This is a genomic window from Burkholderia arboris (assembly GCF_902499125.1).
GTDB lineage: Bacteria > Pseudomonadota > Gammaproteobacteria > Burkholderiales > Burkholderiaceae > Burkholderia > Burkholderia arboris.
Genome location: NZ_CABVPX010000017.1, coordinates 132,143 through 155,644, shown reverse-complemented (window position 1 = coordinate 155,644; position 23,502 = coordinate 132,143). Strand labels below are relative to the sequence as shown.

The 23,502-nt window shown below is 65.9% G+C and carries 23 protein-coding genes and 1 tRNA gene; 12 read left to right on the top strand and 12 right to left on the bottom strand.

The window, feature by feature from the left end:
• Positions 1-7: 7 nt before the first annotated feature.
• The 4 genes from ftsA (at position 8) to lpxC (ending at position 4,402) form a co-directional block, all read left to right on the top strand.
• Positions 8-1,240 carry a cell division protein FtsA gene (ftsA, locus tag BLA15945_RS21375; RefSeq protein WP_006487138.1) on the top strand — a complete coding sequence of 411 codons (1,233 nt, stop codon included), beginning with the start codon at positions 8-10 and terminating at the stop codon, positions 1,238-1,240.
• A gap of 112 nt (positions 1,241-1,352) precedes the next feature.
• Positions 1,353-2,549: a cell division protein FtsZ gene (gene ftsZ, locus BLA15945_RS21370; RefSeq protein ID WP_021159911.1), complete on the top strand. Its 1,197-nt coding sequence runs from the start codon at positions 1,353-1,355 to the stop codon at positions 2,547-2,549.
• 188 nt (positions 2,550-2,737) lie between these two features.
• A complete protein-coding gene (locus BLA15945_RS21365) occupies positions 2,738-3,244 on the top strand; it encodes a peroxiredoxin (protein WP_059236314.1) in 507 nt (168 codons plus the stop codon).
• 240 nt (positions 3,245-3,484) lie between these two features.
• Complete coding sequence (gene lpxC, locus BLA15945_RS21360; protein ID WP_006487145.1) at positions 3,485-4,402, top strand: UDP-3-O-acyl-N-acetylglucosamine deacetylase; 918 nt, start codon at positions 3,485-3,487, stop codon at positions 4,400-4,402.
• Positions 4,403-4,484: 82 nt separating this feature from the next.
• Here the strand turns inward: lpxC and BLA15945_RS21355 are convergent, their stop codons facing one another.
• Positions 4,485-4,961 (bottom strand): DUF721 domain-containing protein, encoded by a 477-nt coding sequence (locus BLA15945_RS21355; RefSeq protein WP_059236310.1) that lies wholly within the window; start codon positions 4,959-4,961, stop codon positions 4,485-4,487.
• Positions 4,962-5,217: 256 nt separating this feature from the next.
• Between BLA15945_RS21355 and secA the strand changes: the two genes are divergently transcribed.
• The 4 genes from secA (at position 5,218) to BLA15945_RS21335 (ending at position 10,734) form a co-directional block, all read left to right on the top strand.
• Positions 5,218-8,019, top strand: coding sequence for a preprotein translocase subunit SecA (gene secA, locus BLA15945_RS21350; RefSeq protein ID WP_059236308.1), 2,802 nt, complete (start codon positions 5,218-5,220; stop codon positions 8,017-8,019).
• A 144-nt stretch (positions 8,020-8,163) separates the two neighbouring features.
• Positions 8,164-9,405 (top strand): bifunctional glutamate N-acetyltransferase/amino-acid acetyltransferase ArgJ, encoded by a 1,242-nt coding sequence (gene argJ, locus BLA15945_RS21345; RefSeq protein WP_174993296.1) that lies wholly within the window; start codon positions 8,164-8,166, stop codon positions 9,403-9,405.
• A gap of 19 nt (positions 9,406-9,424) precedes the next feature.
• Positions 9,425-10,294 carry an ATP-binding protein gene (locus tag BLA15945_RS21340; protein ID WP_059236306.1) on the top strand — a complete coding sequence of 290 codons (870 nt, stop codon included), beginning with the start codon at positions 9,425-9,427 and terminating at the stop codon, positions 10,292-10,294.
• Positions 10,291-10,734 (top strand): NUDIX domain-containing protein, encoded by a 444-nt coding sequence (locus tag BLA15945_RS21335; protein WP_059236304.1) that lies wholly within the window; start codon positions 10,291-10,293, stop codon positions 10,732-10,734. The genes BLA15945_RS21340 and BLA15945_RS21335 overlap by 4 nt, the downstream gene beginning before the upstream one ends.
• A gap of 67 nt (positions 10,735-10,801) precedes the next feature.
• Here the strand turns inward: BLA15945_RS21335 and BLA15945_RS21330 are convergent, their stop codons facing one another.
• The 9 genes from BLA15945_RS21330 to BLA15945_RS21290 form a co-directional block, all read right to left on the bottom strand.
• Complete coding sequence (locus BLA15945_RS21330; RefSeq protein WP_059236301.1) at positions 10,802-11,002, bottom strand: DNA gyrase inhibitor YacG; 201 nt, start codon at positions 11,000-11,002, stop codon at positions 10,802-10,804.
• A 25-nt stretch (positions 11,003-11,027) separates the two neighbouring features.
• Positions 11,028-11,783: a cell division protein ZapD gene (zapD, locus tag BLA15945_RS21325; RefSeq protein WP_027783465.1), complete on the bottom strand. Its 756-nt coding sequence runs from the start codon at positions 11,781-11,783 to the stop codon at positions 11,028-11,030.
• A 109-nt stretch (positions 11,784-11,892) separates the two neighbouring features.
• Complete coding sequence (gene coaE / locus BLA15945_RS21320; RefSeq protein WP_059236299.1) at positions 11,893-12,501, bottom strand: dephospho-CoA kinase; 609 nt, start codon at positions 12,499-12,501, stop codon at positions 11,893-11,895.
• A gap of 1 nt (position 12,502) precedes the next feature.
• Positions 12,503-13,414 (bottom strand): prepilin peptidase, encoded by a 912-nt coding sequence (locus BLA15945_RS21315; RefSeq protein WP_059236297.1) that lies wholly within the window; start codon positions 13,412-13,414, stop codon positions 12,503-12,505.
• Positions 13,415-13,459: 45 nt separating this feature from the next.
• A complete protein-coding gene (locus BLA15945_RS21310) occupies positions 13,460-14,665 on the bottom strand; it encodes a type II secretion system F family protein (protein ID WP_059236294.1) in 1,206 nt (401 codons plus the stop codon).
• A 2-nt stretch (positions 14,666-14,667) separates the two neighbouring features.
• A complete protein-coding gene (locus BLA15945_RS21305) occupies positions 14,668-15,945 on the bottom strand; it encodes a GspE/PulE family protein (protein WP_174993295.1) in 1,278 nt (425 codons plus the stop codon).
• Between the two features lie 82 nt (positions 15,946-16,027).
• On the bottom strand, positions 16,028-17,320 hold the full coding sequence (locus BLA15945_RS21300) for an HlyC/CorC family transporter (protein WP_059236290.1): 1,293 nt from the start codon (positions 17,318-17,320) through the stop codon (positions 16,028-16,030).
• Positions 17,321-17,463: 143 nt separating this feature from the next.
• Positions 17,464-17,540: transfer RNA gene (locus BLA15945_RS21295), tRNA-Pro, on the bottom strand.
• Between the two features lie 180 nt (positions 17,541-17,720).
• Positions 17,721-18,716, bottom strand: a complete 996-nt coding sequence (locus BLA15945_RS21290; protein ID WP_059236288.1) for a polyprenyl synthetase family protein — start codon at positions 18,714-18,716, stop codon at positions 17,721-17,723.
• Positions 18,717-18,925: 209 nt separating this feature from the next.
• Here BLA15945_RS21290 and rplU point away from each other — a divergent pair, with 209 nt between their 5' ends.
• From rplU to proB, 4 genes are all read left to right on the top strand, one after another.
• Positions 18,926-19,237, top strand: a complete 312-nt coding sequence (gene rplU / locus BLA15945_RS21285; RefSeq protein ID WP_006025184.1) for a 50S ribosomal protein L21 — start codon at positions 18,926-18,928, stop codon at positions 19,235-19,237.
• A 24-nt stretch (positions 19,238-19,261) separates the two neighbouring features.
• Positions 19,262-19,525 carry a 50S ribosomal protein L27 gene (gene rpmA / locus BLA15945_RS21280; RefSeq protein ID WP_006476999.1) on the top strand — a complete coding sequence of 88 codons (264 nt, stop codon included), beginning with the start codon at positions 19,262-19,264 and terminating at the stop codon, positions 19,523-19,525.
• A gap of 187 nt (positions 19,526-19,712) precedes the next feature.
• On the top strand, positions 19,713-20,825 hold the full coding sequence (obgE, locus tag BLA15945_RS21275) for a GTPase ObgE (protein WP_174993294.1): 1,113 nt from the start codon (positions 19,713-19,715) through the stop codon (positions 20,823-20,825).
• Between the two features lie 90 nt (positions 20,826-20,915).
• On the top strand, positions 20,916-22,034 hold the full coding sequence (gene proB, locus BLA15945_RS21270) for a glutamate 5-kinase (RefSeq protein ID WP_059236283.1): 1,119 nt from the start codon (positions 20,916-20,918) through the stop codon (positions 22,032-22,034).
• A gap of 106 nt (positions 22,035-22,140) precedes the next feature.
• Here proB and BLA15945_RS21265 read toward each other — a convergent pair whose 3' ends face one another.
• Both BLA15945_RS21265 and BLA15945_RS21260 read right to left on the bottom strand, forming a co-directional pair.
• Entirely contained in the window at positions 22,141-22,749 is a 609-nt protein-coding gene (locus tag BLA15945_RS21265) for a CNP1-like family protein (protein ID WP_059236281.1), read from the bottom strand.
• Positions 22,750-22,762: 13 nt separating this feature from the next.
• Entirely contained in the window at positions 22,763-23,410 is a 648-nt protein-coding gene (locus BLA15945_RS21260) for an RNA pyrophosphohydrolase (protein WP_059236279.1), read from the bottom strand.
• Positions 23,411-23,502 lie beyond the last annotated feature (92 nt).

Genomic DNA, 23,502 nt, shown 5'->3' with positions numbered 1-23,502 from the left:
GCACTTTATGAGCAAAGACTACAAGGATCTGCTGGTTTCCCTCGACATCGGCACGTCGAAGGTGGTGGCCATCGTCGCCGAGCTGAAGGGCGAGGGTCACTACGAGGTGATCGGTCTCGGCCAGAGCGAGTCGAAGGGTCTGAAGAAAGGTGTGGTGGTCAACATCGAGGCCACCGTGCAGTCGATCCAGCGCGCGCTCGAGGAAGCCGAGCTGATGGCCGACTGCAAGATCACCAACGTGTTCACGGGGATCGCCGGCAGCCACATCCGCAGCTTCAACTCGAGCGGGATGGTCGCGATCAAGGACAAGGAAGTCACGCAGACGGACGTCGCGCGCGTGATCGAGACCGCGAAGGCGATCAACATCCCGACCGACCAGCAGGTGCTGCACATCCTCACGCAGGAATTCATCATCGACGGCCAGGAAGACGTGCGCGAGCCGATCGGGATGAGCGGTATCCGCCTCGAAGTGAAGGTCCACATCGTGACGGGCGCGGTGAGCGCCGCGCAGAACATCGTCAAGTGCGTGCGCCGCTGCGGGCTGGAAGTGAACGACCTGATCCTGCAGCCGCTCGCGTCGTCGCTGGCCGTGCTGACGGAAGACGAAAAGGATCTCGGCGTGGTGCTGGTCGACATCGGCGGCGGCACGACGGACATCGCGATCTTCGCCGAAGGCGCGATCCGCCACACCGCGGTGATTCCGATCGCCGGCGACCAGATCACGAGCGACATCGCGATGGCGCTGCGCACGCCGACGCCGGATGCGGAAGACATCAAGGTCGGTTACGGGATCGCGAAGCAGGCGCTCGCCGATCCGGACGAAATGGTCGAAGTACCGGGCCTCGGCGAACGCGGCCCGCGCACGCTGTCGCGCCAGGCGCTCGCAGCCGTGATCGAGCCGCGCGTCGAGGAGCTGTTCTCGCTCGTGCAGCAGGTCGTGCGCGAATCGGGTTACGAAGAACTGTTGAGCTCCGGCGTGGTCATTACCGGCGGTGCGTCGATGATGCCCGGCATGGTCGAGCTCGGCGAAGACATTTTCCTGAAACCGGTGCGCATCGGCGCGCCGGAATATGCAGGCGGCCTCTCCGACGTCGTGCGCAATCCGCGCTACTCGACGGCGATGGGGCTGCTCGTCGAAGGCAGTGCCCAGCGCATGCGCGGCCGCAAGGTCGCCGTGCAGTCCGGCAACGCGGGGCAGGTGTTCTCGCGGATGAAGGAATGGTTCCTGAGCAACTTCTGACGTAACGAATCGAAATTCGCGCCGGTGCCGGCGGCTGGCGCGCGACAGGGGGTTGCCCGATCTCCTGCCGAATAACGGCCGAGTAGTAGTCATTCTCTTGACGGAGGCAACAATGGAATTCGAAATGCTGGAAACCGAAACCAACGGCACCATCATCAAGGTGGTCGGCGTTGGCGGCGCTGGCGGCAATGCCGTCCAGCACATGATCAACCGCGGCGTGCAGGGCGTCGACTTCATCGTGATGAACACGGACGCTCAAGCGCTGTCGCGTTCGCGTGCATCGTCGGTGATCCAGCTTGGCAACACGGGCCTCGGCGCCGGTGCGAAGCCGGAAATGGGGCGTGCGGCAGCGGAAGAAGCGCGTGAGCGCATCGCCGACGCACTGCGCGGCGCGCACATGGTGTTCATCACCGCCGGCATGGGTGGCGGCACGGGCACGGGCGCGGCACCGGTGGTCGCGCAGATCGCGAAGGAGATGGGCATTCTGACGGTGGGTGTCGTCAGCAAGCCGTTCGAGTTCGAAGGCGGCAAGCGCATGCGCGTCGCTGAAGCAGGTTCGCAGCAACTGGAGGATCACGTCGACTCGCTGATCGTCGTTCTGAACGACAAGCTGTTCGACGTGATGGGCGACGACGCCGAGATGGACAAGTGCTTCCAGTGCGCAGACGACGTGTTGAACAACGCGGTTGCAGGCATCGCGGAAATCATCAACGTCGATGGCCTCGTGAACGTCGACTTCGAAGACGTGAAGACGGTGATGGGCGAGCAGGGCAAGGCGATGATGGGCACGGCGACGGTCGCCGGCGTCGATCGCGCGCGCCTCGCGGCGGAACAGGCCGTGGCGAGCCCGCTGCTCGAAGGCGTCGATCTGTCGGGCGCGCGCGGCGTGCTGGTCAACATCACGTCGAGCCGTTCGCTGCGCCTGTCGGAAACGCGCGAAGTGATGAACACGATCAAGAGCTACGCGGCGGAAGATGCGACGGTGATTTTCGGTGCGGTGTACGACGACGCAATGGGCGATGCACTGCGCGTGACGGTCGTGGCAACGGGTCTGGGCCGTGCGGCGAAGAAGCAGCAATCGGCACCGATGACGCTGCTGCGCACGGGTACGGACAACCAGCCGGTCAGCGCGGTGTCGCACGGCTATGCACCGGCCCATCACGTCAGCACGGCAGACTACGGCGCGCTGGATACGCCGGCAGTGTGGCGCAATTCGCGCGAAACCGCGGCATCGCACGTGCAGGCGCTGCAGGAGAAGGGTGTCGACACGTACGACATCCCGGCTTTCCTGCGCAAGCAGGCTGACTGACGCAAACACAGGCGAAGCCGCGGCGACACTGCCGCGGTATCGCCGGCGTGACGGATGCTACGGACCACGACAGGCCGCGTCGGCTGCGACGCCGGGCCGGGAAACGTGCCCTCTTCGCTTAGGCGGAGCGGGATGGGCCGTGCTGTCCGCGACACGCTGAAAAACCGTATCGCTATGAGGGACCAGCCATGATTCAAGTGGGCGACGCGCTGCCCGACGCGCAACTGTTCGAGTTCATCGACGACGCGCGCGAAGGGTGCACGCTGGGGCCAAATGCCTACAGCGTGCGCGACCAGGTTGCGGGAAAGCGTGTGGTGATCTTCGGATTGCCGGGCGCTTTCACGCCGACCTGCTCGGCGCAGCATGTGCCGGGCTACGTCGAACACGCCGAGCCGTTGCGCGCGGCGGGGATCGACGAGATCTGGTGCGTGTCCGTCAACGACGCATTCGTGATGGGCGCATGGGGACGTGATCTGCACACCGCGGGCAAGGTGCGCATGATGGCGGACGGCAGCGCGGCTTTCACTCATGCGCTGGGGCTGACGCAGGATTTGTCCGCGCGTGGCATGGGAATTCGTTCCCTGCGCTACGCGATGGTGATTGACGGCGGTGTGGTCAAGACGCTGGCCGTCGAGGCGCCGGGCAAATTCGAAGTGAGCGATGCGGCGAGTGTTCTCGCGACGTTGACGTCCTGATCGTGCGGTGCGCCGTTGCCTTCCGGCAACGTTGCTCACCGGCCTCAGGGCAGTTGTAACACGGGCTGATGACCGGAAACGCCTCCGTTCCGGGCATCGGCCCGTCCCGTATCGGCGTGGGTAAACTGTCGAAACAGATTGATACGCAGTTTCAAACAGCGTTGAATAGGGAATTACGCTATAATCCCGTCTATCGAATATAACTCCTGATTGATATCTTCAATCAAGACGAAGAACACCATGTTGAAGCAGCGCACCATCAAATCCATCGTGAAGACCGTGGGTATCGGTGTCCACTCGGGCCGCAAGATCGAGTTGACGCTCCGTCCCGCCGCGCCCGGCACGGGCATCGTCTTTTCACGCGTCGACCTGCCCACGCCCGTCGACATTCCCGCATCGGCGATGTCGATCGGTGACACGCGGCTTGCATCGGTGCTGCAGAAGGATGGCGTGCGCGTGTCGACCGTCGAGCACCTGATGTCGGCGTGCGCGGGTCTCGGCATCGACAACCTGTATGTCGACGTGACGGCCGAGGAAATCCCGATCATGGACGGCAGCGCGGCTACGTTCGTGTTCCTGATCCAGTCCGCCGGCATCGAGGAGCAGAACGCGCCGAAGCGCTTCATCAAGGTGAAGAAGCCGGTCGAAATCCGCGATGGCGACAAGTTCGCGCGTCTCGATCCGTATTTCGGCTTCAAGCTGAAGTTCTCGATCGACTTCCGCCACCCGGCCGTCGACAAGACGGGCCAGGAGCTCGAAGTCGATTTCGCGACCACGTCGTACGTGCGCGAGATCGCGCGTGCGCGTACGTTCGGCTTTGCGCACGAAGCCGAGATGTTGCGCGAGATCGGCCTGGCACGCGGCGGCAGCATGGACAACGCGATCGTGCTCGACGAGTACCGCATCCTGAACAACGACGGGCTGCGCTACGACGACGAATTCGTGAAGCACAAGATGCTCGACGCGATCGGCGACCTGTACGTGATCGGTCATCCGCTGCTGGCGTCGTACACCGCGTACAAGTCGGGCCACGGCCTGAACAACGCGTTGCTGCGCGAACTGCTCGCGCATGAAGACGCGTACGAGATCGTGACGTTCGACGATCCGCAGGCGGCGCCGAAGGGCTTCGCGTTCGACGCGCAGACGGCCTTCGCGTGACCGGCGTTCAGCGCAAGCGATGAAAAAAGCGGCCTTCGGGCCGCTTTTTTGTTGACTGGCCGCCGCCGGGGGCGCGTGCCGGTCAGCGCGACTTCGCGCCGTGCCGGGCCGCCATCCGCGCGAGCGCGTCCTGCAGCGGTGACGGTTCGAGGTGTTCGGCGAGGTCGCGCAGTGCGGCGGCGCCGACCGAGGTCATCCGCGCCTGCTTCACGTGCGGCGGCTCCGGCGCGTCCTTCGGACGCACGCGCACGCGCAGCGTGGTCACGGGCCAGCCGCGCTTCTGGAGATCGCCGAGCAGGCGCGGCTCGACCTGCCGCAGCCGGGCGGCCAGCGCATTGTGCGCGGCAAAGAGGGTCAGGGTGCCGTCCTTGATGAAGCCCGGCTCGATGTGATTGGCCAGGTAGTCGGGCAGGAACTCGCCCAGGTCGCGCTGCAGCGACGCGATCTGCTCGACGCCGGCGCGCAGCGCCGCGAACGCGTCGGTGCGACCGAGCACTTCGGACACGGGTTGCGGGCGATAGACGGCGAGCGGGCCGAAACGCTTGGAAAATCGGTTCATCGAGGCATTCTTCGGGCGCGCACGCGCGCGGACGTTGCTGCCGATTGTACCCGCGCCGGCCCGTGCCCGGGCGGCTTTCGCCCCGCCAGCCCGGCCGTCGGCGTGCAGCGCCCGTCCCGCGGAGACACGGGCGCATGCTTCCCCGCGTGCTAAAATTCGACGTTTGAGTCCACTAATTCGCTAAGCCGCCGAGGCTCGGGCGCCGGGGCGCGCAACACGCGCCGGGCGCCGGTGCTGCGACGCAGGATCCGATCCGATGACAACCGGTTTTCTCCAGAAAATTTTTGGCAGCCGCAACCAGCGGCTCGTCAAGCAATACCAAAAGACCGTCACGACGATCAATGCGCTCGAAACGCAGATCGAGAAGCTGACGGACGACCAGTTGCGCGGCAAGACGGACGAATTCCGCCAACGGGTCGCGGCCGGCGAGTCGCTCGACAAGCTGTTGCCCGAGGCGTTCGCGGTCTGTCGCGAGGCGAGCCGTCGCGTGCTGAAGATGCGGCACTTCGACGTGCAGATGATCGGCGGCATGGTGCTCCACTACGGCAAGATCGCGGAAATGCGCACCGGCGAGGGCAAGACGCTCGTCGCGACGCTGCCCGTGTACCTGAATGCGCTGGCCGGCCGCGGCGTGCACGTCGTGACCGTCAACGACTACCTCGCGCAGCGCGACGCCGAATGGATGGCGCGCCTCTACAACTTCCTCGGTCTGTCGGTCGGCATCAACCTGTCCGGCATGGAGCACGACCAGAAGCAGCAGGCGTATGCCGCGGACATCACGTACGGCACGAACAACGAGTTCGGCTTCGACTACCTGCGCGACAACATGGTCTACGAGACCGATGCGCGCGTGCAGCGGGCACTGAATTTTGCAGTCGTCGACGAAGTGGACTCGATCCTGATCGACGAGGCGCGTACGCCGCTGATCATCTCGGGTCAGGCCGAGGATCACACCGAGCTGTACGTGCGGATGAACGCATTGCCGCCGCTGCTCGAGCGCCAGATCGGCGAAGAGAAGGCCGACGGCACGGGCGTCGAGAAGCCGGGCGACTACACGCTCGACGAGAAGGCACGCCAGGTGTTCCTGACGGAATCGGGCCACGAGAAGGCCGAGCGCCTGCTCGCCGAGTGGGGCCTGATCGGCGAGGGCGAGAGCCTGTACGCACCGCAGAACATCACGCTGATGCACCACGTGTACGCGGCGCTGCGCGCACACACGCTGTTCCACAAGGATCAGCATTACGTCGTGCAGAACGGCGAAGTGGTCATCGTCGACGAATTCACGGGCCGCCTGATGGCCGGCCGCCGCTGGTCCGACGGCCTGCACCAGGCGGTCGAGGCGAAGGAGCACGTGAAGATCCAGAGCGAGAACCAGACGCTCGCCTCGATCACGTTCCAGAACTACTTCCGGATGTACGCGAAGCTGGCCGGCATGACCGGTACCGCAGACACCGAAGCGTACGAATTCAACGAGATCTACGGTCTCGAAACGGTCGTGATCCCGACCAACCGTCCGCCGAAGCGGATCGACAAGCAGGATCAGATCTACAAGACGGCCAAGGAGCGCTACGACGCGGTGATCCGCGACATCCGCGACTGCTACGAGCGTGGCCAGCCGGTACTGGTCGGCACGACGTCGATCGAGAACTCCGAACTGCTGTCGCACCTGCTGAAGCAAGCGGGGCTGCCGCACGAAGTGCTGAACGCGAAGCAGCACGAGCGCGAAGCGGCGATCGTCGCGGAAGCCGGCCGTCCGAACCGCGTGACGATCGCGACCAACATGGCCGGTCGCGGTACCGACATCGTGCTCGGCGGCAACGCAGAGAAGCAGGCTGCGTTCATCGAGGCCGACGATGCGATTCCGGCCGACGAAAAGGCGCGCCGCATCCAGCAGCTGCACGACGAGTGGGAAACGCTGCACGAGCAGGTGAAGGCCGCGGGCGGCCTGCACATCATCGGCACCGAGCGCCACGAATCGCGCCGGATCGACAACCAGCTGCGCGGCCGTGCGGGCCGCCAGGGCGATCCGGGCTCGTCGCGCTTCTACCTGTCGCTCGACGATCCGCTGCTGCGCATCTTCGCGGGCGACCGCGTGCGCTCGATCATGGATCGCCTGAAGATGCCGGAAGGCGAGGCGATCGAGGCGGGCATCGTCACGCGCTCGATCGAATCGGCGCAGCGCAAGGTCGAAGCGCGTAACTTCGACATCCGCAAGCAGCTGCTCGAATACGACGACGTGTCGAACGACCAGCGCAAGGTGATCTACCAGCAGCGTAACGAGCTGCTCGAAGCGCACGACATCACCGAGACGATCACCGCGATGCGTCATGGCGTGGTGACCGAAGTCGTCCGCCAGTTCGTGCCGGAAGGCAGCATCGAAGAGCAGTGGGACGTGCCCGAGCTCGAGGAAGCGCTGCGCAACGACTGGCAGCTGGACCTCGCGATCCAGGAAATGGTGAACGAGTCGTCGTCGATCACGGCCGAGGAAATTCTCGACGCCGTGATGACCGCTGCCGACGAGCAGTACGAAGGCAAGGTCGCGATGGTCGGCCGCGAATCGTTCAGCGCGTTCGAGCGCTCGGTGATGCTGCAGACGGTCGACCGCCTGTGGCGCGAACACCTCGCGGCGCTCGACCACCTGCGCCAGGGCATCCACCTGCGCGGCTACGCGCAGAAGAATCCGAAGCAGGAATACAAGCGCGAGGCGTTCGAACTGTTCGCCGCGATGCTCGAGGCGATCAAGCAGGAAGTCACGCGCGTCGTGATGAACGTGCAGATCCAGTCGCCCGAGCAGCTCGAGGAAGCGGCCGAGCAGATCGAGGAGCGCGGCGCCGGTCATCTCGAGAACGTCGAGTACCAGCACGCCGACTACGCGGAATCCGGTGCGCCGGTGGCGAACGTCGCGGTTGCCGCGGCCGCCACGGCGACAGCCGACATGGTCGGCAGCGCGATGACCCACAGCGGCCCCGGCGGCGAGATGCCGAAGGTCGGCCGCAACGACCCGTGCCCGTGCGGCAGCGGCAAGAAGTACAAGCAATGTCACGGGAAGCTGTCATGATCGACGGCGGCGCGCATCGCGCGTGCCGCTTCGTTCGCAGTTTCAAGTCAGTGACGTGAGTTGCGGCGGCCCGCGCGTGCGGCCGTCGGTTCTTCCAATCGATGCCGGCGCATGCCGGCATTTTCCATCCGGCAGGTGTGCCCCATGGCTGTCAATTTTCCGTCGATCGATCCCGCCCAACTGCATCCCGTCGCCGGCGTCACGCTCGGCTGGGCGGAAGCGAACATCCGCAAGCCGAATCGCAAGGACGTGCTGGTCATTTCCGTCGACGAAGGCGCGACGGTCGCGGGCGTGTTCACCGAAAACCGTTTCTGCGCCGCGCCGGTCACGGTCTGCCGCGAGCATCTGGCGAAGGTGCGTGCGGGCGGCGCGGGCATTCGCGCGCTCGTCGTGAATACGGGCAACGCGAACGCCGGCACCGGCGAGCCGGGCCTCGTGAACGCACGTGAAACCTGCACGGAACTCGCGCGCCTCGCGGGCATCGAGCCGGCGCAGGTGCTGCCGTTCTCGACCGGCGTGATTCTCGAGCCGCTGCCGATCGACCGCCTGAAGGCCGGCCTGCCTGCCGCGCTCGCGAACCGCAAGGCCGCGAACTGGTTCGACGCCGCGCAGGCGATCATGACGACCGACACGCTGCCGAAGGCCACGTCGCGCCAGGTGACGATCGACGGTCACACGGTCACGCTGACGGGCATCAGCAAGGGCGCGGGCATGATCAAGCCGAACATGGCGACGATGCTCGGCTTCCTCACATTCGATGCGAACGTCGCGCAGCCGGTGCTCGACACGCTCGTGAAGGAAGTCGCCGATCGCTCGTTCAACTGCATCACGATCGACGGCGATACGTCGACGAACGATTCGTTCATCCTGATCGCGTCGGGCAAAAGCACGCTGCCGGCCATCACGTCGACCGATTCGCCGGCCTATGCGGCGCTGCGCGACGCGGTGACGGAAGTCGCACAGGTGCTGTCGCAACTGATCGTGCGTGACGGCGAAGGCGCGACGAAATTCATGACGGTGCAGGTCGAGGGCGGCAAGAGCGTCGCGGAATGCCGCCAGATCGCCTATGCGATCGGTCATTCGCCGCTCGTGAAGACGGCCTTCTACGCATCCGACCCCAACCTCGGCCGGATTCTCGCGGCGATCGGCTATGCGGGCGTCGCGGATCTCGACGTCGGCAAGATCGACCTCTATCTCGACGACGTGCTTGTCGCGAAGGCGGGCGGCCGCAACCCGGCCTACCAGGAAGAGGACGGCCAGCGCGTGATGAAGCAGAGCGAGATCACGATCCGCGTGCTGCTCGGCCGCGGCGACGCGCAGGCGACCGTCTGGACGTGCGACCTGTCGCACGATTACGTGAGCATCAACGCGGACTACCGCTCCTGATCGGGGGCGCTCGAACGACATGGACAAGCTTGAACAGTTTCTGACGCGCGCCGAAGCGCTGCTCGGCCGTCTCGAGGGGATGCTGCCGCCCGCACCGGCGGCCATCGACTGGAACGCCGCCCACGCGTTCCGCTGGCGCAAGCGCCAGGGGCGCGGCTATCTGCAGCCGGTGCCGGCCGTGTCGTCGATCACGCTCGGCGACCTGCACAACATCGATCGCCAGAAAGGGCTGATCGACCAGAACACGCGGCAGTTCGTGCAGTGCAAGCCGGCGAACAACGTGCTGCTGACCGGCGCGCGCGGCACCGGCAAGTCGTCGCTGATCAAGGCGTGCCTGAACGCCTATGCGAACGACGGGCTGCGCCTGATCGAAGTCGACAAGGACGACCTGCACGATCTCGGCGACATCGTCGACCTGATCTCGCAGCGTCCGGAGCGGTTCATCGTGTTTTGCGACGACCTGTCGTTCGAGGACGGCGAATCGGGCTACAAGGCGCTGAAGGTCGCGCTCGACGGTTCGATCGCCGCGCAGTCGGATAACGTGCTGATCTACGCGACGTCGAATCGCCGCCATCTGCTGCCGGAGTACATGAGCGACAACGAGTCGTACAAGCATCTTCCGGACGGCGAGATTCACCCCGGCGAAGTCGTCGAGGAGAAAATTTCGCTGTCGGAGCGTTTCGGCCTGTGGGTCAGCTTCTATCCGTTCAAGCAGGACGACTACCTCGACATCGTCGGGCACTGGCTGCGTCACTTCGGTTGCCCGGACGCGGAGATCGAGACCGCGCGCGGCGACGCGCTCGTGTGGGCGCTCGAGCGCGGTTCGCGGTCGGGCCGCGTGGCGTGGCAGTTCGCGCGTGACTGGTCGGGCCGCAAGGAGCAGGCATGAGCGCGGATCTCGCACAAGGCGCCGTGCACGCGCCGGACGGCCGCAAGGTGACGGAAGTCGCGGTCGGCGTGATGGTGCAGCCGGACGGCCGGTATCTGCTCGCGCAACGCCTGAAGGGCAAGCCGTATGAAGGTTACTGGGAATTCCCGGGCGGCAAGCTGGAGGCCGGCGAAAGCGTCGAGGATGCGCTGGCGCGCGAGCTGCACGAGGAGCTCGGCATCGAAGTCACGGCCAGCCATCGCTGGCACACGCTCGAGCACGACTATCCGCATGCGTACGTGCGGCTCTATTTCTGCAAGGTGACGGGCTGGACGGGCGAGCCGCACAGCAAGGAAGGGCAGGCGTTCGTGTGGCAGCAACTGCCGGTCGACGTCGCGCCGCTGTTGCCGGCGGCGCTGCCGGTGCTGGAGTTGCTCGAGAAGGAAGCGGCGTCGAACTGACGCCGTGACGGCCTGCCGGAAAGGCGGGCCATATCGCTTATCGCCAGCGAGCGGTGCTGCGCGCCGCTCAGCTGTCGCGGCGGCCGTCCGTGCCGTCTTCTTCCGACGAAGGGCCTTCGTCGGAGGCTCCCCCGATCCGGTACTTTTCCGCGGCCCATGCGCCGAGGTCGAGCTGCTTGCAGCGGGCCGAACAGAACGGGCGGAACTGATTTTCAGGCGTCCAGCGCACATCGGCGCCGCACGACGGGCATTTCACAACGGTAGTCATACGAAAGCGATCCGGCACGCGGCCGTTACAGATTGCACAGTGTCAAATGGAACGGCACGTCGATGTCCACCGCGCGCGGCCGTACATCGCCGTCCTGCATGGTGAACCGTACCCACAGCATGTATTTGTTGGCGCTCGCTTCGGGAATGACGCGCAACTCCGGCGGCACGCGTACCTGCATCAGCTGGTAGGTGCGGCCCGACAGCATCTGCTGGTAGCTGCCCTGCATCGCCATGACCTTCGACGCCTGACCCGATTCGCGCGCGAGCCGCAGCACGATCGCCGCGGCGTCGCGCAGCGGCAGCATCGGCAGGATCCACTTCGCGATGTCCTGACGGCGCTGCTCCGCAGGCCATTGTTGCCACGCATAGTACGACGGCAGGTCGAACTTGCACGTGCCGCCGGGAATCACCGCACGGCTGCGGATGCTGGCGAGCCACTCGTTGTCGACGAGGTGCTGGCCGGTCTTGCCCTGCATCTGCGCGAGATTCGCGAGCGTCTGCTCGATTTCGCCGAGCACGGCTTCGAGCGCGTTCTGCTCGATGCCCGGATTGCCGCGAAAGGGGGCGAGCGTCTGGCGTTGACGTTCGAGCTCCTTCATCAGATCCGATTTCAGGTCCGCGCGGCCCGTTACCTCGGCGATTTCGAACAGCGTCGTCAGCGCGACGTGGTGTTCACGCGGGTCCTCCTGAGCCAAAAAGAACGCAAAGCGCTCGAAGAGATCTTCGAGGCGCAACAGCGTGCGAATTCGCTCGTTGAACGGATACTCGTAAAGAATCAAGCGCGCTCGCCTCTTGGGTAGGGATTGAAACAATGCAGGACATTCTAATGCCCACTCTCTACCCTAGCAACGCGCCAATTTCGTACACCATCACGATCGGGCGCGAGTCTCAGTGTGCGGCGGCCGCGAATCCGACATAGCGTTGGTGCAGTGCATCGACCTGCGCGGCGAGCGCGCCGGGCGTGACTGCGTCGTTGACGATCACGTCGTCGGCCGCCGCGAGGCGCGCTTCGCGCGTCGCCTGTCGCGCGATGATCGCTTCGACCTGCTCGCGCGTGAAGCCGTTGCGCCGCATCACGCGTGCGATCTGCGTTTCGACCGGGCAATCGACGACGAGCACGCGATTGCTGCGCGCCTTCCAGTTGCCTGACTCGACGAGCAGCGGCACGACGAACATCACGTACGGACCCCGCGCCTCGCGGGCCTCGCGATCGGTTTCCGCCCGGATCAGCGGGTGCGTGATTGCTTCGAGCCGCCGGCGTGCAGCGTCGTCGCTGAAGATCAGCGCGCGCATCTTCGCGCGATCGAGCGAGCCGTCGGCGGCAACGAAGTCGCGGCCGAACGCCTGTTCGACTGCCGGCATCGCGAGGCCGCCGGGGGCGGTGATGCGGTGGGCGATCAGGTCGGTATCGACGAGCGACGCGCCGCGGGCGCCGAACAGGTCGGCGACGGTCGTCTTGCCGCTGCCGATGCCGCCCGTGAGTCCTACTGCGAACATGTCAGCCTCCGAGCGCCGAATAGAAAGGGGTGCCGAAAAACAGTGTCGCGACGCCGCCGGCCGCGAGGAACGGGCCGAACGGAATCGGCTCCTCGAAGCGCATGCGGCCGCGCCAGGTCGCGACGAGCCCGACGAGCGCGCCGCTCACCGCGGCGAACAGCACGACTTGCGGCAGCGCGGCCCAGCCCATCCACGCGCCGAGCGCGGCAAGCAGTTTCAGGTCGCCGAAGCCGATGCCCTCGATGCCGCGCAGCCACTTGAACAGCCAGTAGATCGACCACAGGAACAAGTAGCCCGCCATCGCACCGATCACGGCCGAGCGCAGCGACGTGAACGTGCCGCCGAGGTTCAGCACGAGCCCGGCCCACAGGAGCGGCAGCGTCATCGAGTCGGGCAGGTAGCCGGTGCGGATATCGATCGCGCTCATCGCGAGCAGTGCCGCGCACAACGCAAACGCGGCGAGCGCGGCGACGGTCGGGCCGAATGCCGCGAGCGAGCCGGCGGCGAGCAGCGCGCAGGCGATCTCGACGAGCGGATAGCGGATGCCGATCGCGTGGCCGCAGCGCCGGCAGCGCCCGCGCAACACCAGATAGCTGACGAGCGGGATGTTTTCCCATGCGCGCAACACGTGGCCGCAATGCGGACAGGCGCTGCGCGGGCGCCACAGATCGTAGCGCGGCGGATAGCCGTCGTCGGGCGCGGCAGCAGCGTTGCCCGTCGCTTCGGCGATGTCGGCGTGCCACGCGCGCTGCATCATCACGGGCAGCCGGTGCACGACCACGTTCAGGAAGCTGCCGACGCACAGGCCGATGACGACCGCGAACGCGTACTGCACCGCGAGCGGCAGCATTGCCAGCGCGAGCAGCGTGCTCTCGGGCGAATCGGGAACGGCGGACAGGGGCGCTGGCGTCATGAGGCTCACGGTTCGGACTAAAAGGCGACAGAATCGGTTGCGATGCTACACCACGTTGCCGAGCTGAAGGATGGGCAGGTACATCGCGATCACGAGGCCGCCGACGAGTGCGCCCAGGACGATCACGATCAGCGGTTCGCCGAGCGCGGCGAGCGTATCGAGCCGCGCGTCGAGCTGTCGTTCACACAGGGCGGCGATGTCGGCAAGCATCGTGTCGAGCGTGCCGGTTTCCTCGGCGACGGCGATCGGTTGGACGACGTCATCCGGAAAGCAGCCGGCCGAGCGCATCGCATCGGCGAGACGCACGCCGCGCAGCACGCGTGCTGCGATCTGCGCGGTGGCGTGCGCGAACACCGGATGACCGGCCGTGCGCTCGAGCGTGGCGAACGCATCGGCGAGCGGCACGCCGGCGCCGAGCAGTGTCGCAAGCGAGCGGCACCAGCGTGCGGCCGCGTACTGCTCGATCGCGCTGCCCGCGAGCGGCGCATGCAGCAGGTGTCGTGCGGCCGCATGGCGCAGCGGTGCCGACCGTCGAAGCGCGTGTTGCACGGCGAGCCCCGTTGCGGCGGCCGCTCCCGCGAGCATGCCGCCCCACGCCGACAGCGCGGAGGACAGGGCAAGCAGCACGCGGGTCGGCGCCGGCAGGGCGGCGCCGAAGCCGTCGAAGATCTGCCGGAACGTCGGCACGACCCACACCATCAATGCCGCCGAGATCGCCAGTGCGAACAGGATGACGGCAGCCGGATACGCGAGGGCGGCGCGCAGCTTGCGCCACTGTGCGTCGGCGCGCTCGCGGTGCTCCGCGACCCGTGTCAGCACGATGCCGAGTGAACCTGACGCCTCGCCGACCTCGATCAACTGGCGATACAGCGTGCCGAACTGCGCCGGATAGCGTGCGAGCGCGTCCGCGAAGCGGCAGCCGCCGACGATCTCGCGGGCGAGGCCGGCGGCAATGCGCGGCACGCCGTCGCGCGTACGGGTGCGCGCGAGCATTTCGAGTGACGGTGCGAGCGGCAGCCCGGCCTGCAGCAGGCTTGCGAGCTGGCGCGTGAAGCGTGTGATGTCCCGGGCGCCGGCTGCCGGCGGCCGGGCCGGCCCGCGGACGTCGAGCGACAGCACCGCGGTGCCGTCGCGCGCGAGCGCGGCGCGCGCGGCCGAGGCGTCGAACGCGACGACTGTCCCGCGGCACGGCGCGCCATCGCGACGGCGGCCGCGCCAGGCGAAGCGGGTTTCGCGCGGCGGCATGGGCATGTTCACGCGGCGGGCGTGGCGGAGATGGCTTCCGCGATGCTCGTCGTACCGTCCAGGACGCGCGCGAATGCGGCGTCGCGCAGGTTGCGCACGCCCTCGGCCGCCACGCATCGCGCGAGCTCGCCGACGCTTGCCCGCGCGACGATGCGCTCCGCCAGCGCGCGCGATACCGGCATCGTCTGATGCAGCCCGATGCGGCCGCGATAGCCGATCCCGTGACAGGCGGAACAGCCGCGCGCGACGAACGGCCGCCACCCGGCTGCCAGGGCCGCCGGGTCGCAGCCGGCTTCCCGCAGCGTGCGCGCCGGTGCATCCGAGTGCGCGCGGCAGGTGACGCACAGGCGCCGGACGAGACGCTGCGCGGTGACGAGGTGCAATGCGGCCGCGAGGTTGTACGGTGCGACGCCGATGTCGAGCAGTCGCGCGACGGCGGCCGGCGCGTCGTTCGTATGCAGCGTCGACAGTACGAGATGGCCGGTCTGAGCGGCCTTGATCGCGACGTCGGCTGTCTCCGCATCGCGAATCTCGCCGACCATGATGATGTCCGGATCCTGCCGCAACAGCGCACGCAGCGCCGTCGCGAACGTGAGCCCGGCCTTGTCGGCGACCCCGACCTGGTTGATCCCGTCGAGCTGGATCTCGGCGGGATCCTCGACCGTGCAGACGTTGTGCGCGTCGCGATCGAGCATCTGCAGCGCGCAGTAGAGCGACAGCGTCTTGCCGCTTCCGGTCGGGCCCGTGACGAGCACGAGGCCGTGCGGTGCGCGGATCGCGGCCTCCATCGCGGCCGCCTGCTGCGCGTCGAAGCCGAGGCGGGCGAGCGTGAGATCGGGCGGCAGCGTTTCGAGGTGTCGCAGCACGAGCTTTTCGCCGAACAGCGTGGGCAGCGAACTGACGCGGTAGTCACCGCGCGTGCCGCCGTCGATCGCGATGCGCAGCCTGCCGTCCTGCGGGAGCCGCCGCTCGGCGATGTCCATGCGCGCGAGCACCTTGATTCGCGTGACGAGCGCGTCGCGCAGGTGCAGCGGCGGCCGCGCGTGTTCGTGCAGCACGCCGTCGATGCGCAGGCGGATGCGCCAGCCGGCTTCGAACGGCTCGACGTGGATGTCGGACGCGTCACGCACGCGCGCCGCGTGCAGCGTGTCCGTCAACAGCCGCACGGCCGGTGCGTCGTCGAGTTGAGCCGCATCGAGTGCGTGGGGCGCGGCGGCAGGCGGCGCGTCGGAGCGGGTGGGTGACGACTGCGTGCGCAGCGGCGCCCCGGAGGGAGGGAAATGCATGTGAGCCGGCACGCGGGCCGCCTGTTGACGTGACCGGCAGATGATCACGCGTCGCGGGCGGCGCCGGCAGTCGGCCGTTCGGCTAGCGCGTCGTGGTGCGTGCGGTGCGCGTGCCGCGCGGCTTGAAGAGCTTGACGGTGCGCACGGCCTGATCGTCGCTGCGCATCACTTCGAGCGTCACGTCGCCGATCTTCAGGCACACGTCGTCTTCCGGAATTTCCTCGAGGATTTCGAGCACGAGTCCGTTCAGCGTTTTCGGCCCGTCCGTCGGCAGCTTCAGATGCAGCCAGCGGTTCAGCTCACGCAGCGGCATGCTGGCCGAGACGATACATTCGCCGTTCTCGTCCCAGCCGCCCGCACGTTCGCTGCGCGGCATCGACGTCGTGAATTCGCCGATCAGTTCCTCGATGATGTCTTCCGGCGTAACGAGCCCTTCGAGCTCGCCGTACTCGTTGACGACGAGCGCGGTGCGCTGCCGCGTTTCCTGGAAAAACTGGAGCTGCTGGACCACCGGCGTGCCCGACGGCACGTAGTACGGCTCGGCGAGCAGCGTACGCAGCGTCTCGCGGTCGAACTCCTGGTTGTGCAGCGCGGTGAGCGTCTTGCGCACGTGCAGCACGCCGAGCACCTTGTCGATGTCGCCTTCGTAGACGACGAGCCGGTTGTGATAGCAGGTTTCGAGCTGGTGCAGGACGTCGTCGAGCGGCGCGTAGAAGTTGAGCGACTCGATCTGGCGGCGCGGCACCATCACGTCGTCGACCGTGATGTTCTCAAGGTCGAACAGGTTGAGCAGGATGCTGCGGTGCTTGGTCGGCATGAAGCTGCTCGATTCCAGCACGATGGCCCGCAGCTCGTCGGCGGACATCCGCTGGTCGCGGCCCTTCTTCGTGTTGATGCGCAGCACCCACAACACGCCGTTCGCGAGCGCGTTGACGAACCAGACGACCGGCTTGAACACGCGCATCAGCGGTGCGATCACGAGGCTCGCGGGCAACGCGATGCGTTCGGGGAAGGTCGCGCCGACGATCTTCGGCGCGATTTCCGCGAACACGATGATCAGGAACGCGACGATGCCGGTCGCGATCGACAGCGCGAGGTTGTTGCGGCCGAACGTATGGAGCGCCAGCGACGTCGTCAGGACCGGGATGATCGTGTTGAACAGGTTGTTGCCGATCAGGATCACGCTGAGCAGCAGGTCAGTGCGCGTGAGCAGGCCTTGCGTGGTTTTCGCGCCGAGCGCGCCCTGGCCGGCGAGATGCTTCAGCCGATGGCGGTTGAGCGCCATCATCGCGGTCTCGGAAATCGAAAAGAAGCTGGAACAGAGGAGAAGCAGGAAGACGGCGCCGATTTGCGCCCATAAGGGAATTTGGTCCACGCGTCGGAATGGGCAGTGAAGGACAGGAATGGAGGGAATATAGCAGAGGCCGGCGACCGCGATGTGTCGTGCGCGACACGCGGGGCCTGCGGCGGCCGGGCAAAAAAAAAACCGTGCACATGGTGCACGGTTTTTTACAAATCTGGTCGGGGTGAGAGGATTCGAACCTCCGGCCTCTACGTCCCGAACGTAGCGCTCTACCAGGCTAAGCTACACCCCGATTTGGACTCTTCCGATTTCGCAGTCTTCTTCAAGACCGCTGCGTCGTCGAGCAAGAACATAACTATAACGACGTTTCTTCAGAAAGGGAAGACCTTGGAGAAGAAAATTTTCGAGACAGGTGATTTTCCCGTGTCGAACGTGCGTCGTCGCAGTCTTGGCGGCGACACACGACATGCACTTACGACTGCCGCGACGTCGAATACGAGCACAGCGCGAGCAGGCTCTCCTTGTAGATCGAATCGGGGAATGCCGCGATTGCAGCCGCAGCGGCCTGCGCTTCCTGGCGTGCGCATTCGAGCGTGTGATCGAGCGCGCCCGAGCGCGTGATCGCTTCGAAGATCGTGTCGAAGCGATCGGTGCCGCCCTGTTCGATCGCCTCGCGGGCGAGCGCCGCCTGTTCGGGCGTGCCGCGTTCGATCAGATAGATGAGCGGCAGCGTCGGCTTGCCTTCGCGCAGGTCGTCGCCGGCGTTCTTGCCCATGGCCTCGACGGTGCCCGCATAGTCGAGCCAGTCGTCCATGATCTGGAATGCGGTGCCGATCCGGCGGCCGTATTCGGCGGCGGCGGCCTCGGTCGGCGCATCGGCGCCCGCGAGTACCGCGCCCAGGCGGGCCGACGCCTCGAACAGCTTGGCCGTCTTGTAGCGGATCACCTGCATGTAGCGCGTTTCGTCGACGTCCGCGTCGTGCATGTTGAGGAGCTGCAGCACCTCGCCTTCGGAAATGATCGTCGTTGCTTCGGACAGGATCTCCATCACGCGCATCTTGCCGACGCCGACCATCATCTCGAACGAGCGCGAGTAGAGGTAATCGCCTACCAGCACGCTCGCCGCGTTGCCGAACAGCGCATTGGCGGTCTGGCGGCCGCGGCGCAGCTCGGATTCGTCGACGACGTCGTCATGCAGCAGCGTGGCCGTGTGGATGAACTCGACGACGGCGGCCAGCACGTGCCGCTGGTGCGACGTTTCACCGAGCGCGCCGGCGACGAGCAGCAGCAACGCCGGACGCAGCCGCTTGCCGCCCGCGCCGATGATGTACTCGGCGATCTGGTTGATCAGCAGGACGTCGGACGCGAGGCTTTGCCGGATAACGCGATTCACCTGCTCCATGTCGCTGGTGATCGGAGCGAGCAGGTGGGCGGCGCTGAGGGTGGGGGAGGCGGTGGACGACGACATGATGATGGAATTGGGTGATGCCGCGGATTATAAGTCGAATCCGCGAAATCCCGGTCTGTCAGACGCGCCGCAGCGCGATTTTGGCCGTTCGGCCGAGGCCCGCGCGCGGCAATCGTCGATCGGTTTTGACTTCAGTGCTAACCCCATGTATAATCACGTGTTTTCCGCGCGTGGTGTGCGGAAAATTTGGATCCAGAGTGAGGTTCTCAATGTACGCGGTCATAAAAACCGGCGGCAAGCAGTACAAAGTTGCCGTTGGCGAAAAACTCAAAGTAGAACAGATACCGGCTGACATTGACGCTGAAATCACGCTCGACCAGGTTCTCGCAGTGGGCGAAGGCGAATCGATTAAGTTCGGTACGCCGCTGGTCAGTGGGGCTTCCGTCAAGGCCACCGTTGTGTCGCACGGTCGTCATGCCAAGGTCACCATCTTCAAGATGCGTCGCCGGAAGCACTACCAAAAGCACGGCGGCCACCGCCAGAACTACACTGAGCTGCGCATCGACGCGATCAACGCGTAAGCGCCTCGGTAAAGGAGCAATCAGATGGCACACAAAAAGGCAGGCGGCTCTTCCCGGAACGGCCGCGACTCCGAGTCGAAACGTCTCGGCGTGAAAGTGTACGGCGGCCAGGCAATCAATGCCGGCGGCATCATCGTGCGTCAGCGCGGTACGCGCATGCACGCAGGCGAGAACGTCGGCATGGGCAAGGATCACACCCTGTTCGCGCTGGTTGACGGTCACGTCAAGTTCGCGACCAAGGGCGCGGACAAGAAGCATCTGGTCATCGTCGTCCCGGCGGCTGCCTAAGTCAGGCACCCACGGGCTTCGTAGCCGAAAGGCCCCGCAGTCTTCGCGGGGCCTTTTTTTATTTGGTCGCCGGGCGCAGGTGCGTGCCGGCGACCCTCGCGCAACCGGCGTACGATCGGCCGAATGGCAGATTGTTCAAGCGTGCCGGCGCGCGGCACAATAGCGGAAATACTGGGCGGAGTGACGAATGAAGTTCATTGACGAAGCACGAATCGAAGTCATCGCCGGAGACGGGGGTGATGGCAGCGCGTCGATGCGCCGCGAGAAGTTCGTCCCGTTCGGCGGGCCGGACGGCGGCGACGGCGGCCGGGGCGGCAGCGTCTACGCGATCGCCGACCGCAACATCAACACGCTGATCGACTACCGATACGCGAAGAAGCATCTGGCGCGCAACGGCGAGAACGGCCGCGGCTCGGATTGCTACGGCAAGGGCGGCGACGACGTCACGCTGCGCATGCCGGTCGGCACGATCATCAACGACATGGATACCGGCGAGCTGATCGCCGACCTGACCGAGCACGACCAGCAGGTGATGCTCGCGCAGGGCGGCTCCGGCGGCCTCGGCAACCTGCATTTCAAGTCGAGCACGAACCGTGCGCCGCGCCAGAAGACGGACGGCAAGCCGGGCGAGCGGCGCATGCTGAAGCTCGAGCTGAAGGTGCTCGCCGACGTTGGCCTGCTCGGCATGCCGAACGCAGGCAAGTCGACGTTCATCTCGTCGGTGTCGAATGCGCGGCCGAAGATCGCCGACTACCCGTTCACCACGCTCGCGCCGAACCTCGGCGTGGTGCGCGTGGGCCCGAGCAAGAGCTTCGTGATCGCCGACATTCCGGGGCTGATCGAGGGCGCGGCCGAAGGCGCGGGCCTCGGGCATCAGTTCCTGCGCCACCTGCAGCGCACCGGCGTGCTGCTGCATCTGGTCGATCTCGCGCCGTTCGACGAAACCGTCGATCCGGTCGCGGAAGCAACCGCGATCGTCGGTGAGCTGCGCAAGTACGACGAAGCGCTGTACGAGAAGCCGCGCTGGCTCGTGCTCAACAAGCTCGACATGGTGCCGGAAGACGAGCGCGAGGCACGCGTTGCCGATTTCCTCGACCGTTTCGGCTGGAACGGCCCCGTGTTCGAGATTTCGGCGTTGACGGGCCAGGGCTGCGAAGCGCTGTGCTACGCGATCTACGATTACCTGTCCGAACATTCGGACGCGCACCGTGCGGCGGAGGCGGAAGATCTCGCGGCCGACGTGCGATTCCGCGATGCGCCGCCGGCGAAGGGCGATGCGGTGCCGGGCGACGACGCCTGAGCGGTGCCGTCATGCGCCGGGCGTGCCGCCCGGCGTCGACGTTCAATCGCGCCCGGCCGGGCAGGCATCAGATACAGGAGACAGTGCAGGATGCGTTCGATCATCGCGGATTCGAAGCGATTGGTGGTGAAGGTGGGTTCCAGCCTCGTGACCAACGACGGCAAGGGGCTCGATCATGCTGCAATCGGCCGCTGGGCAGCCCAGATCGCCGCGTTGCGTGCGCAGGGCAAGGAAGTCGTGCTCGTCAGTTCGGGCGCGATTGCCGAGGGGATGCAGCGGCTCGGCTGGAGCAAGCGGCCGCGGGAAATCGACGAGTTGCAGGCCGCTGCGGCGGTCGGCCAGATGGGGCTCGCGCAAGTCTACGAGAGCCGCTTCACCGAGCATGACATCCGCACCGCGCAGATCCTGCTCACGCATGCCGACCTGGCCGATCGCGAGCGCTACCTGAATGCGCGGTCGACGCTGCTCACGCTGCTGCGGCTCGGCGTCGTGCCGATCATCAACGAGAACGACACCGTCGTCACCGACGAAATCAAGTTCGGCGACAACGACACGCTCGGCGCGCTCGTCGCGAACCTGATCGAAGGCGATGCGCTGATCATCCTGACCGACCAGTCGGGGCTGTTCACGGCCGATCCGCGCAAGGATCCGAACGCGACGCTCGTCGCCGAGGCCAATGCGGGCGCGCCCGAACTCGAGGCGATGGCCGGCGGTGCCGGTTCGAGCCTCGGCCGCGGCGGGATGCTGACGAAGATCCTCGCGGCGAAGCGTGCGGCACATAGCGGCGCGAATACCGTGATCGCGAGCGGCCGCGAATCCGACGTGCTCGTGCGCCTGGCGGCTGGCGAGGCGATCGGCACGCAGCTGATCGCGCGCACTGCGCGGATGGCGGCGCGCAAACAATGGATGGCCGATCATCTGCAGGTGCGCGGCCATGTCGTGATCGACGCCGGCGCGGTCGAAAAGCTGACGGATGGCGGCAAGAGCCTGCTGCCGATCGGCGTGATCGACGTGCAGGGCGCGTTCGCGCGCGGCGAGGTGATCGCGTGCGTCGGGCCTGACGGGCGCGAAGTGGCGCGCGGGCTCACGAACTACAGCAGCGCGGAAACGAAGCTGATTCACCGCAAGCCGAGTGGCGAGATCGAGACCGTGCTCGGCTACATGCTGGAGCCCGAACTGATTCATCGCGACAACCTCGTGCTGGTGTGATCGCCGGCCACGGTATCGGCAGTCCCGGCAGTCCAATAAAAAAGCCCGCGTGATGCGGGCTCTTTTCATGCGGCGGGACGATGCGGGCGACCCGCATCGCGCACCGTCAGCGCAACTGCGTCATCGCGGTGCGATGGAACCGGATGTTTTCCAGGATCTGCCGGGTCGAGCCCTGCGGCATCTTGTTCGCGCAGAAGTAGTCCTGATAGAGCGCCGAGTGATAGGCGTTCAGCTCGCCGTTCTCGATGCGTCGCCAGTCGTTCTCGACCGTGCGGTCCCAGCCGTTGTGATCGGAGTCCAGGCCGGCGTACTGGCGCCATTCGTACGTGTCGCAGCGAATGCCTTCGTAGTTCACGTTGCGCGCGCCGGCCGGGCTCGTGATGACGACTGCGTAGCGCACGACGCCGTCGGTGCCGACGTCGAGCGACTTCGCATCGACGAAGAACTTGAGCGGTGTGTTCTGCGAGACGTTGAACGGCAGCAGGTCGCCTGTTTGCGGCAGCGGCGGCAGCGTGTCGACCGTGTTTTCCTTCCAGGTCCCCTGGCGGTCGAGCAGGTACACGAATTCGCTGTCATCCTTGTTGGACGGCGCTTTCGAATTCGCGCAGCCGGCCAGGGCAGCCATCGCGGCGATCGATGCGAGCGCGAGAGCAATCGCTTTCAATATGCATTCCTCGTAAAAAAAGGGCGCGACACCAAGGTCGCGCCCGGTCATGCAGTCCGACTCGTCATTTGCCGACGATCACGTGGGGCGGCATCTCGTCGAGCGTGCCCGCTTCCACTTCGATCTCCGAACAGACTACCGATGTGTCGACAATCGTCAGCGTCTGCTGGGCCTGTACGCCAATGACGCGCGGATAGCGCGACATTCGCGGCCCGCGCGGCTTCTCGGCTCGCTGCGCCGGGCGGCGCAGGAAGCGCGACAGTTCCGTCAGCGCCAACTGATAGACATCCCGCTTGAACTCGATCACCGCATCGAGCGGCACCCAGTACTCGTTCCAGCGCCACGCATCGAACTCCGGGTGGTCGGTCGCGCGCAAGCAAATGTCGCAATCGCGTCCAACCATCCGCAGCAGGAACCAGATCTGCTTCTGGCCGCGGTAATGACCGCGTACTTCGCGTTTAATGAACTTGTCAGGCACCTCGTAACGCAACCAGTCGCGAGTGCGGCCGATTATCTTGACGTGTTCCGGATGCAGGCCCGTTTCCTCGTGCAACTCCCGGTACATCGCCTGCATGGGGGTCTCGCCATACTTGATCCCACCTTGAGGAAACTGCCAGGAATGCTCGCGGAGCCGCTTGCCCCAAAACACCTCGTTGCGCGCGTTCAAGAGGATGATGCCGACGTTCGGGCGAAAGCCTTCACGATCCAGCATACAACCACCTTCGAATCCTTTAAAATTGCTTTGATTATAAACAGATAACGGGCGCTGCGCACCGTGACGGAGCGAATCCGCGCGGGGTACAC

Coding starts and splice junctions, on each gene's coding strand:
- BLA15945_RS21365 (WP_059236314.1), top strand. CDS start 2,738: ATGATTCAAGTGGGCGACGCGCTGCCCGACGCGCAACTGTTCGAGTTC.
- coaE (WP_059236299.1), bottom strand. CDS start 12,501: ATGTTCGCAGTAGGACTCACGGGCGGCATCGGCAGCGGCAAGACGACC.
- BLA15945_RS21305 (WP_174993295.1), bottom strand. CDS start 15,945: ATGCATTTCCCTCCCTCCGGGGCGCCGCTGCGCACGCAGTCGTCACCC.
- BLA15945_RS21340 (WP_059236306.1), top strand. CDS start 9,425: ATGGACAAGCTTGAACAGTTTCTGACGCGCGCCGAAGCGCTGCTCGGC.
- BLA15945_RS21335 (WP_059236304.1), top strand. CDS start 10,291: ATGAGCGCGGATCTCGCACAAGGCGCCGTGCACGCGCCGGACGGCCGC.
- BLA15945_RS21355 (WP_059236310.1), bottom strand. CDS start 4,961: ATGAACCGATTTTCCAAGCGTTTCGGCCCGCTCGCCGTCTATCGCCCG.
- obgE (WP_174993294.1), top strand. CDS start 19,713: ATGAAGTTCATTGACGAAGCACGAATCGAAGTCATCGCCGGAGACGGG.
- BLA15945_RS21315 (WP_059236297.1), bottom strand. CDS start 13,414: ATGACGCCAGCGCCCCTGTCCGCCGTTCCCGATTCGCCCGAGAGCACG.
- rplU (WP_006025184.1), top strand. CDS start 18,926: ATGTACGCGGTCATAAAAACCGGCGGCAAGCAGTACAAAGTTGCCGTT.
- lpxC (WP_006487145.1), top strand. CDS start 3,485: ATGTTGAAGCAGCGCACCATCAAATCCATCGTGAAGACCGTGGGTATC.
- BLA15945_RS21265 (WP_059236281.1), bottom strand. CDS start 22,749: ATGACCGGGCGCGACCTTGGTGTCGCGCCCTTTTTTTACGAGGAATGC.
- BLA15945_RS21290 (WP_059236288.1), bottom strand. CDS start 18,716: ATGTCGTCGTCCACCGCCTCCCCCACCCTCAGCGCCGCCCACCTGCTC.
- BLA15945_RS21330 (WP_059236301.1), bottom strand. CDS start 11,002: ATGACTACCGTTGTGAAATGCCCGTCGTGCGGCGCCGATGTGCGCTGG.
- BLA15945_RS21310 (WP_059236294.1), bottom strand. CDS start 14,665: ATGCCCATGCCGCCGCGCGAAACCCGCTTCGCCTGGCGCGGCCGCCGT.
- proB (WP_059236283.1), top strand. CDS start 20,916: ATGCGTTCGATCATCGCGGATTCGAAGCGATTGGTGGTGAAGGTGGGT.
- ftsA (WP_006487138.1), top strand. CDS start 8: ATGAGCAAAGACTACAAGGATCTGCTGGTTTCCCTCGACATCGGCACG.
- secA (WP_059236308.1), top strand. CDS start 5,218: ATGACAACCGGTTTTCTCCAGAAAATTTTTGGCAGCCGCAACCAGCGG.
- argJ (WP_174993296.1), top strand. CDS start 8,164: ATGGCTGTCAATTTTCCGTCGATCGATCCCGCCCAACTGCATCCCGTC.
- ftsZ (WP_021159911.1), top strand. CDS start 1,353: ATGGAATTCGAAATGCTGGAAACCGAAACCAACGGCACCATCATCAAG.
- rpmA (WP_006476999.1), top strand. CDS start 19,262: ATGGCACACAAAAAGGCAGGCGGCTCTTCCCGGAACGGCCGCGACTCC.
- BLA15945_RS21260 (WP_059236279.1), bottom strand. CDS start 23,410: ATGCTGGATCGTGAAGGCTTTCGCCCGAACGTCGGCATCATCCTCTTG.